This window comes from Rhodoferax sp., assembly GCF_028715765.1.
In the GTDB taxonomy this organism is placed as follows: Bacteria; Pseudomonadota; Gammaproteobacteria; order Burkholderiales; family Burkholderiaceae_C; genus Rhodoferax.
Genome location: NZ_JAQURE010000073.1, coordinates 1 through 8,808, shown reverse-complemented (window position 1 = coordinate 8,808; position 8,808 = coordinate 1). Strand labels below are relative to the sequence as shown.

Genomic DNA, 8,808 nt, shown 5'->3' with positions numbered 1-8,808 from the left:
TGCCAGAAATGCTGGTGAGGTAACGCGCATGGTTCCATGCCGCGTTATCCAGCCGGGTGTTTTGCGTCAACGCCCCAAAACCGCACAGCACACGGGCTTGCTGCAGCACATTCCAGCCGCCCAGCTCGGCCGAGCCCACCGCGTAGGTGGCGCTGGGAATGGCCACTGACGTATTGGGCAACACCTGACCGGTGCTGGCGGTGTTATTGGTGGTGGCGCTGCCAGGCACGGCACCCGTGTCGCCACCCCCGCCGCCGCCGCAAGCGACCAACATGGCAGTGCCGAGAAGCGCGAGTGAAAAACGCAGGGGTTTGAACATGGTGTGGGTGAAGTGATGCAAGATAGGAGAGGATAACCGCTGGGAACAAGGCAAAATTAAGCCATTCTTAATCAACGCTCAAAATCATGACCCAAGCCTCCACCCCTTCTGAAGTTGTCCCTGTCGCAGGTGAGAACACCCTCCTGCAAACAGCCGACTTTGACGAGCTCGACACCATTTTGGATGACCTGCGCACCCGTTTTGACGAAACCCCACAATGGGAGTTTTGCGAGGGCTTTATTGCGGCGCTGGTGTGTTGCCGGCGCGCCATTGCTGCGGCTGACTATTTCAATGTGCTGCTTGATTTGCAGACTGACAGCGACACCCCTTTGTTTGCGGATGACGCCCAGTTTCAGCGCTTTTTTGCCCTGTGGATGCGCCGCTTCAATGAAGTGAGTGCCGCGCTGGACGCGCCCATTGAGTCGCTTGACGACGACCGTGCTTACCAGCCCGAGCTGGTGGACATGCGCGGCGCCATTGCGGCACTCAGCCCAGAGCAGCGCCAGGAGCTGGGTGATGCTCCCATTCCCTCATTTGGCCAAATCTGGGCCATTGGCTTCATGTATGTGGTCGAAAATTGGCCAGAAGAATGGGCTGCCCCGCGTGACAAGCAAGCTGCTCAAGTGCTGGATGCCGCGCTGCAATGCATTGTGGCCGTGACCGAAGACGACACTGCCCCAGCCACCGTGCCCGCCTTCGATGGTGACAGTGTGCCCAGCATGAGTGAACAGCGGCTCGATGACTTTGCCGATGCAGTGTGGGCCACCTATGACCTGCGCGAAATGTGGCGGCACATTGGCCCGCGGGTCGAGACCGTGCAAGTGGGTCCCAAAACGGGTCGCAACGACCCCTGCCCCTGCGGCAGCGGAAAAAAGTTCAAAAAATGCTGTGGTGCCTGACGCGGTGTGGGCTTGGGTCAGCTTGCCAGCAACAGACCGGCCAAGCCCAACATGGTCAACGCAATCAACCCATCCAACACCACCCAAGCCCGCACGCTGGCAAACAGCGGTGCCAGGTAGCGCGCGCCAAAGCCCAATGCGGTAAACCAGCCCAAGCTGGCCAGCATGGCGCCGGCGCCAAACCACCAGTGTCCCGGGGCCGGCCGCTGGTGCGCCATGCTGCCCAGCAGCACCACGGTGTCAAGGTACACATGCGGGTTCAAAAAGGTAAAACCAAAGCAGGCCAGCAAGGCGGTTTGCAGGCTGGCGGCGGGTTGTTGCGTGAGCTGTAAATGCTCACCGCGCCAGGCGCGCAGGGCCGCCAAGGCGCCATAACTGGCTAAAAACACGGCACCCGCGTAGCGTGTGAAGGTCATCAGAGCAGGGTTGCCACGCACCAACGCGCCTGCACCCGCAATGCCTGCAGCGATCAACAGGGCATCAGACAACGCGCAAAACAGCACCAGAGCAAATACATGCTGGCGCAAGATGCCCTGGCGCAGTACAAAGGCGTTTTGTGAGCCAATGGCCACAATCAGTGTCAACCCGGTGGCCATGCCAGTGAAAAAATCGCTGCTCATGACGCCGCGGGCGGGGTCGGTTGCAGCGCAAAAGCCACGGTCACGCACAAGCCAGAGCCCGCTGGGTGGTCGGACAACTGCAATGTGGTGTGGTGAATTTCAGCAATGCGTTGGCAAATGGCCAAGCCCAAGCCGGTGCCGGGTTGGTGTTGGGCTGCCACCCGGTAAAACCGTTCCAGGACTTTGCTGCGCTGCTCTGCGGCAATGCCTGGACCGTTGTCAAGCACGCACAGGCTTACTTCGGTGGGTGTTTGCGTCAGGCTCAAGCTGATCTGACCGCCCTCAGGGGTGTAGTGAATGGCGTTGTCAAGCAGGTTAGAGATCAGCATAGCCAGTAGGTCGGCATTGCCTTCAATGGGTGGCACCTGTGCCGGTGCCAGCAGCTCCAGGGTTTGCTGGCGCTGCAGTGCCAGTGTGGCAAGTTCGGCACACACGGCCTCAGCAACTGCATTCAAAGATACCGATTCAAGCTGTGGTGGCGCTTGTTTGGGGTCCAGCCGTGCCAGTGTCAACAGCTGGTTGACCAATCGGATACCACGCGACACGCTGGCTTGCATTTGCTCCAGGGCAAGTTGGTGGGTGTCACCCGCGCGGGTGTGGCGGGCGGTGTAGAGCTGGGCTTGAATGGCAGCCAGTGGGGTGCGCAGCTGATGTGCGGCGTCGTCGGTGAACTGGCGTTCGTTGTCCAAGGTGTGTGCCATGCGCGTGAGCAAGTCATTGAGCGCGGTGACGATGGGGCGCACTTCATCGGGCACTTTATCTGCGTCTATGGGTGTGAGGTTGTCGGGTTTGCGCATGGCAATTTCATGGCTGAGCTGCGCCAGCGGCACCAGCCCGCGTTTGACAGAAAACCAGAGCAGCAAAAACAGCACGGGTAAGCCCAAAGCCAGTGGCGTGGCGGCGCTGATGATCAGACTTCTGGTCAGGTGCTGGCGAAAACTGTGCGGCTCTGAGACGATCATGTGCACCTTGTGGCTGGCATCGGTCACAAAGTAATTGCGCCAGCCTTGGCCTTGAGCGTCTTGCGTGTCAGAAAACCCCGGTTGGGTCGCCATGTGCATGGCTGGGGCGTTGTCGGTGCGAAACAGCAGCTGCCCGTTGTCGCGCCAAAGCTGGTAGCGCAGCCGCTGGTTGAACTCGCGCTTGCGTTGATCCATTGCGCTAGGTGTGGGTTCTGTTGTTGACGCTAGTGCCTCTTGTTCGGGCTGAGCGGGCGGATTGAGCTTACGTTCTGACGGTAAATTGGGCGAGAGGTCAAGCAATCGTGCCACTTCCAAAGCGGACAGCAGGGTTGGAAAGCTTTGCAGTTCGTCATCATCCGGATCCATCAGGTGCAGAAGCGCTTTGCTGGTGTAGGCCAGATGGGTGTCATACAAGGCATTGATTTCCTTGATGTTGTCGCGCGTCGTCAAAGTGGCAATAGCCGCCCAAAAGAGCACGCTCACCACCACCAGCGCTACCAGCAGGCGGTGAACCAGGGTGATGTGTTTGGGGTGCCAGCGGCTCACGAGTCGGTCAGGGCGTAGCCTACGCCGCGCACGGTTTTGAGGCTGTTGTTGCCCAGCTTGTGCCGCAAATTATGGATGTGCACCTCAATCACGTTGCTTTCACCTGCGCGGTTCAAGCCAAACAAGGCCTGTTCCAGGCGGTTGCGGGAGACCACTTGACCGGCGTTTTCCATCAGCAGTTGGAGCAATTCAAATTCACGGTTAGACAAGGCCAGCCACTTGCCGTCTTGGGTGGCCGTTTGGGTGTCTACATCCAGCACCAACTTGCCCACCTTAAGCCGCCCGATATAGCCAGAGCGGCGAATGAGCGCGCGCAAGCGGGCAATGAGCTCTTCCATGTCGGTGGTTTTGACCAGAAAGTCATCGGCCCCGGCATCAAAACACTGCACTTTGTCACGGGTGGTGTCGCGCGCCGTCAGCATCAACACCGGCAGTTTGCTGTCTTGCGCACGCAAGGCTTTGAGCAGGCTCAAGCCGTCCAGGCCGGGCAGGGTGATGTCAAGCACCATGGCGCGAAAGGATTCGGTGGCCAGCAGTGCCTGCGCTGCCATGCCATGGGTCTCCCAATGCGCCTCAAACCCGGCTTGATTCAGTGCCGCTTGCAGGCCGGCACCCATCATCAAATCATCTTCTACGATCAAAATTTTCATGCGGTTACCTCGTTTATCAGAAGGTTTCCCAGTCGCTTCAGCGCGTGCTCCACAGTGGCAAGCCTGACGGCGCTGCGGTCACCTTCAAAATGCATCACCTCGGCCACGAGTTGCTTGCCCCATGCCCAGCCAAACCAGACGGTGCCCACGGGTTTGTCCACACTGCCGCCACCTGGCCCCGCCACGCCAGTGACCGCCAAGGCCACGTGGGCGTGCGAGTGTGCCAGTGCCCCAGCCACCATGGCTCGCACCACCGGCTCGCTGACGGCGCCGTGCTGGGCAATCAGCGCCGCATTGACGCCCAGCAGTTCGGTTTTTGCAGCGTTGGCATAGCTGACAAAACCGCGCTCAAACCAAGCGCTGGAGCCTGCCAGGTGCGTGCATTCAGCGGCAATCAGGCCACCGGTGCAGCTCTCGGCGGTGGCTAGGAACCAGTTTTTTTTAAGTAACAAATTGGCCAATAGAGCGCATGAATCATGCGCAAGTAGCTCACTATTTGATAGTGAATCAATCATCAGGCACCACCCCATGTGCGCCACAGCGCAATCACCAGCAGGGTGCAAAAAGCAGCTACCAGGTCATCAAGCATGATGCCCCAGCCGGCTTTCGGCCAAGCCCAGCGGTCGCTGGCGGGCTGCACGTGGTGGTAGAGCTGGTCTGCCCAGGCCACCGGACCGGGTTTGGCCGCATCAAAAAAACGAAACAACGCAAACGCCAGCAATTGCCCCCAAAACCCGGTGGGGCTGATCAACCACAGCACCAGCCAAAACGCGGCAATTTCGTCCCACACAATGCTGCCGGGGTCGAGTACCCGCATGTGTTTGGCGGTCAGGCTGCAAGCCCACCAGCCAAGCGGAATGCTCAGTGCAATCAGCACGCCCCATTGCACGTCAGACAAGCGGTGTTGCAGCAAGGCAAACACGCCCCAGGCCCACAGCGTGCCCATGGTGCCGGGGGCTTTGGGGCTCAGGCCTGAGCCAAAACCCAACGCCATCACATGGGCAGGGTGCGCCATCATGAAGTGGCCGCTGGGGGCGAGTGGCGCCAGCTGGGGCGGCGGGGAATCGGGCACAGGTGGTGGCGCGTCTAATGGGGTCATGACTGCATTATCTGGCACGGCAGGTGCGAAATTTGCCGCAGCTGAAACTGACACAATGGCCACATGCTGCAAATTTTTATCATCACTTTTCCGTTTTTTGCACTGGTGCTGTGCGGTTATGTGGCTGCGCGCAGGCGCATGCTGCCGCTTGAAGCCATTCCAGGGCTCAATGGCTTTGTGCTTTTTTTTGCGCTGCCGTGCATGTTGTACCGGTTTGGCGCGTCCACCCCCATTGCCCAGCTGCTTGACGTGGGCGTGTTTGCCACCTGGCTGCTGTGTGCGCTGGTGCTGGTGGGGTTCACAGTGGCCGTGAGTTTGAACCAGCGCATTGGCTGGAACGATGCCGCTTTTGGCGCGCTGGTGGCCGCGTTTCCAAATTCTGGTTTCATGGGCGTGCCATTGTTGGTGGCTATTTTGGGGGCAGCAGCAGCAGGGCCTGCCATTTTGACCATGGTGATTGACATGGTGGTGACCACTTCGCTGTGCATTGCCTTGTCGCGGCTTGATGGTGCAGATGCGCATGGTGCCACTACAGCGCTTAAAAATGCCCTCAAGGGGGTGCTGGCCAACCCCATGCCATGGTCAATTTTGCTCGGGGCACTGGTTTCGGTGCTGGGCTGGGCGCCGCCAAAACCTGTGGCTCAGACGGTAGGTTTGTTGGCCGATGCGGCCTCTCCGGTGGCTTTGTTCACCATTGGGGCGGTGTTGGCGCGCTCGCAAATGTTGGCCGCGGCAGGGCATGCTCAGGCACCAAAGCTATGGGACTATGTGCCGGTGGCGCTGTTCAAGCTGTTTTTGCACCCGTTGCTGGTGTTGTTGGTGGGGGCGGGGTTGATGCAGTTGGGCGTGCCGCTGCCGCGCTTTGCCCTGACGGTGATGGTGCTCACCGCGGCTTTGCCCAGCGCCAGCAATGTGTCGCTGCTGGCCGAGCGCTTTGGTGCGGACAACGGGCGCATTGCGCGTATTATTTTGGTTTCAACCGCCGCCGCGTTTGTGACGTTTTCGCTGGTGGTGTCGCTCATGGTGTGAGCTGGCATGTCCAACCGCTTTCAAATGCCTTGATTTGAGAGAAGCCATGAGGGGCAACTGCCCGTGTTGCCATGCCAAGCCCTCATAGACTTTCTCGGTTGATTTTTGATGTGTATCAACAAAGGGTTTTCCCTAGGTTGTTTAATGAAACCTTTCTGACTTAGGGCGTCACAAGCGCCCCACATTGAAAGTTCATCATGACCGCCTGGATTTCTTACACCGCAGTGGCCACGGTGCTGGTACTGGCCAGCACAGCGCTGTTTTTCTTTACCTTGACCCGTGGTGCGCTACTGATGCGTGGCGTGCTGGGGCGGCTGACGCACGAGGCCGCGCATGTCTACCCCATTTATTCCAACCTGCGGCTGATTCGGTTGGTGGACTGGCAGCCCATCATTGCTGCGATTTTGTTGTTTCAGTACAGCCATCTGGTCTCTTTGATCGTGCATGGGCTGCGCCGTGATGATTTGCAGGGCAAACAGGTGCTGATTACTTCGTGCGCGTTTGGCAATGTGATGCCGCGCGTGGTGGAAGCAGCGGTGAAGTCGGGCGCGCAGCATGTGCTGGTGGCTGACATCATTCAAAACGAGCTTGACCATGCGCAGACCAAGTTGGGTAGTTACGCCGGGCAAGTGACGTATGTGCAAGACAACGCGGTGGCGCTCAAGCAGCCAGATGCCTCGGTGCATGCCAATGTGATGTTTTTCTTGTTGCACGAGTTGCCACACCCTTTGAAAAACCAGGCGCTTGACGAGGCCATGCGGGTGCTGGCACCGGGTGGCAAGCTGTATTTGGGCGAATTTCACAAGCCCAGCCCGCTGCTGCTGCGCGCCTTGAGCTGGACCTATTTCAAGGTGTTTGAACCCTATGGCCTGGCGCTCTGGGACAGCCACGACCCGGTGGACTACCTGCAAGCCATGCCTGGCGTGGAGTGCCAGCGGCATACCGTGTTTTTCGGCAATTTTCAGGTCATCGTGGCCAGCAAACCCCTGGCTTGACCCTGGCGCAACCCCGTCATTCCAATTCCAGATCGATACGACATTAGGCGCGAAGCCGCAGACAGTACAAACGTACGACAAGGCGAAGCAACAACATGTCGGATTGATATGGAAATGGAATCAAATCAGCAACGGGTCGACATCAATGGCCCAGCGCATCAGGCCTTTGCATTCTGGTGCTGAGCGGGTGCTGTGCAGCACACCTTGCCAAGCCGTCAAAAAGCGCTGCAAAGCGGTGCGCGAAGGGCTTTCAATCAACATTTGGGCGCGCTCCACATTGGCCACCCTGGCAATCGTCATGGGCACTGCTGGGTACAAGGTCAAGTGGCGCAGCAGCGCGGCTGTGTCAGCGTGTTGGGTGGCAGCCAGGCTGGCCGCATTCAAAAAACCTTGCGCCACCTCTTGACTGCGGGCATCGGCACGCACCAGCGCCTGAAAGCTCAAGGGTGGCATGCCTGCTTGCAACCGTTCTTTGAGCTGCGAGGCGGCAAACGCCGGGTAATCATGGTTTTTCAGGGCTTCATACAGCGGGTGGGTAGGGTGGGTGGTTTGCAGCCACATCTCACTGCGGCTGGCCACCGCGGCATCGCGCCCGGCGCGGCCTGCGGCTTGCATCAGCAGGCTAAACAGCCGCTCGGGTGCGCGAAAGTCGCTTGAAAACAGCGCGTTGTCAGGGTTGACAGCAGCCACTAATGTGATGCGCCGAAAGTCGTGCCCCTTGGCAATCATTTGTGTGCCCACCAACACATCCACATCACCGCTGTGCACTTGCGCCAGTTGCGCTTGCAGCGCGCCTTTGAGCTTGGTGGTGTCGGCATCAATGCGCACCACGCGCACGGGTTGACCATCTGGACGGCGAATGTCGGCCAGCAGTTCGCTCAGGTGTTCCTCCAGCCGCTCGGTGCCACGTCCCACGGGTGAGATGTCGGCGTTGCCACAGGTTGGGCAATAACTGGGTACGCGCTCCATCAGGCCGCAGTGGTGGCAGCGCAGGGTGCGGTCAATTTTGTGGAACACCCTGAAGGCGCTGCATTTGGGGCAAGTACTTTGCCAACCGCAGTCGGTGCATTCCAGCACCGGGGCGTAGCCGCGCCGGTTTAAAAACAACATGCTTTGCTCGCCACGAGCCACCCGCTGTGCGATGGCAGCCAACAGCGGTGCGGCAATGATGCAACCTTTGGGCTGGTGCGCCATGTCGACCCGGCGCACCAGCGGCAGCTGGCCTTGGCCGATGCGGCTGGGCATGTCCAGCCGCAGGTAGCGGCCGCCTTCGGCTTGCGGGCGGCTGTGGTACCAGCTCTCCAGCGAGGGTGTGGCCGAGCCCAGCATGACCTTGATGCCCTCCAGGTGACCGCGGTAAATGGCCAGGTCACGCGCGGAGTAACGCGCACCTTCGTGGCTTTTGTAGCTGGGGTCGTGTTCTTCATCCACAATGATCAGCTGCAGTGTCGGCATGGAGGCAAACACCGCCATGCGCGTGCCCAGCACTATGCGCGCCGCGCCGCTGTGGGCGGCCAGCCAGCTGTTCAGGCGCTGCGCGGGCGTCATGCCACTGTGCAGCGACACCACGGCGTCGGCATCAAACTGGGCGTTAAAGCGCGCTTTGAAGCGCTCTTCCAGCTGCGGGGTGAGGTTGATCTCAGGCACCATCACCAGCACTTGGGCTTGGGGCTGGCGCGCCAGCAACTG

At 59.7% G+C, this 8,808-nt stretch carries 9 protein-coding genes and 1 pseudogene; 3 read left to right on the top strand and 7 right to left on the bottom strand.

The annotated features are described in order from the left end of the window. Positions 1 to 319, bottom strand: a pseudogene (locus tag PHT20_RS15735) (CAP domain-containing protein); the annotation flags it as partial. Between the two features lie 86 nt (positions 320 to 405). Here PHT20_RS15735 and PHT20_RS15730 point away from each other — a divergent pair. Next, complete coding sequence (locus PHT20_RS15730) at positions 406 to 1,218, top strand: UPF0149 family protein (protein ID WP_301021263.1); 813 nt, start codon at positions 406 to 408, stop codon at positions 1,216 to 1,218. 17 nt (positions 1,219 to 1,235) lie between these two features. Here PHT20_RS15730 and PHT20_RS15725 read toward each other — a convergent pair whose 3' ends face one another. Genes PHT20_RS15725 through PHT20_RS15705 form a run of 5 tightly spaced genes read right to left on the bottom strand, consistent with a single transcriptional unit; the run spans position 1,236 to position 5,014 of the window. Then, a complete protein-coding gene (locus PHT20_RS15725; RefSeq protein WP_301021262.1) occupies positions 1,236 to 1,838 on the bottom strand; it encodes a LysE family transporter in 603 nt (200 codons plus the stop codon). Then, positions 1,835 to 3,346 carry an ATP-binding protein gene (locus tag PHT20_RS15720; RefSeq protein WP_301021261.1) on the bottom strand — a complete coding sequence of 504 codons (1,512 nt, stop codon included), beginning with the start codon at positions 3,344 to 3,346 and terminating at the stop codon, positions 1,835 to 1,837. The genes PHT20_RS15725 and PHT20_RS15720 overlap by 4 nt, the downstream gene beginning before the upstream one ends. Next, on the bottom strand, positions 3,343 to 3,996 hold the full coding sequence (locus tag PHT20_RS15715) for a response regulator transcription factor (RefSeq protein ID WP_301021260.1): 654 nt from the start codon (positions 3,994 to 3,996) through the stop codon (positions 3,343 to 3,345). Before PHT20_RS15715 ends, PHT20_RS15720 begins: the two co-directional genes overlap by 4 nt. Next, a complete protein-coding gene (locus PHT20_RS15710; protein WP_301021259.1) occupies positions 3,993 to 4,511 on the bottom strand; it encodes a CinA family protein in 519 nt (172 codons plus the stop codon). Before PHT20_RS15710 ends, PHT20_RS15715 begins: the two co-directional genes overlap by 4 nt. Continuing rightward, complete coding sequence (locus PHT20_RS15705) at positions 4,511 to 5,014, bottom strand: phosphatidylglycerophosphatase A (protein WP_301021264.1); 504 nt, start codon at positions 5,012 to 5,014, stop codon at positions 4,511 to 4,513. The genes PHT20_RS15710 and PHT20_RS15705 overlap by 1 nt, the downstream gene beginning before the upstream one ends. A 144-nt stretch (positions 5,015 to 5,158) precedes the next feature. Here PHT20_RS15705 and PHT20_RS15700 point away from each other — a divergent pair, with 144 nt between their 5' ends. Both PHT20_RS15700 and PHT20_RS15695 read left to right on the top strand, forming a co-directional pair. Continuing rightward, positions 5,159 to 6,124 (top strand): AEC family transporter, encoded by a 966-nt coding sequence (locus tag PHT20_RS15700; protein WP_301021258.1) that lies wholly within the window; start codon positions 5,159 to 5,161, stop codon positions 6,122 to 6,124. A 197-nt stretch (positions 6,125 to 6,321) separates the two neighbouring features. Then, positions 6,322 to 7,119 carry a class I SAM-dependent methyltransferase gene (locus PHT20_RS15695; protein ID WP_301021257.1) on the top strand — a complete coding sequence of 266 codons (798 nt, stop codon included), beginning with the start codon at positions 6,322 to 6,324 and terminating at the stop codon, positions 7,117 to 7,119. Between the two features lie 120 nt (positions 7,120 to 7,239). Here PHT20_RS15695 and priA read toward each other — a convergent pair. After that, positions 7,240 to 8,808: primosomal protein N' (gene priA / locus PHT20_RS15690; RefSeq protein ID WP_301021256.1), on the bottom strand; the 1,569-nt coding region annotated here is incomplete at its 5' end.

Excerpts from the sequence above, each read along its gene's own strand:
- PHT20_RS15730 (WP_301021263.1), top strand. The coding sequence starts at position 406 with ATGACCCAAGCCTCCACCCCTTCTGAAGTTGTCCCTGTCGCAGGTGAG.
- PHT20_RS15725 (WP_301021262.1), bottom strand. The coding sequence starts at position 1,838 with ATGAGCAGCGATTTTTTCACTGGCATGGCCACCGGGTTGACACTGATT.
- PHT20_RS15715 (WP_301021260.1), bottom strand. The coding sequence starts at position 3,996 with ATGAAAATTTTGATCGTAGAAGATGATTTGATGATGGGTGCCGGCCTG.
- PHT20_RS15710 (WP_301021259.1), bottom strand. The coding sequence starts at position 4,511 with ATGATTGATTCACTATCAAATAGTGAGCTACTTGCGCATGATTCATGC.
- PHT20_RS15705 (WP_301021264.1), bottom strand. The coding sequence starts at position 5,014 with ATGATGGCGCACCCTGCCCATGTGATGGCGTTGGGTTTTGGCTCAGGC.
- PHT20_RS15700 (WP_301021258.1), top strand. The coding sequence starts at position 5,159 with ATGCTGCAAATTTTTATCATCACTTTTCCGTTTTTTGCACTGGTGCTG.
- PHT20_RS15695 (WP_301021257.1), top strand. The coding sequence starts at position 6,322 with ATGACCGCCTGGATTTCTTACACCGCAGTGGCCACGGTGCTGGTACTG.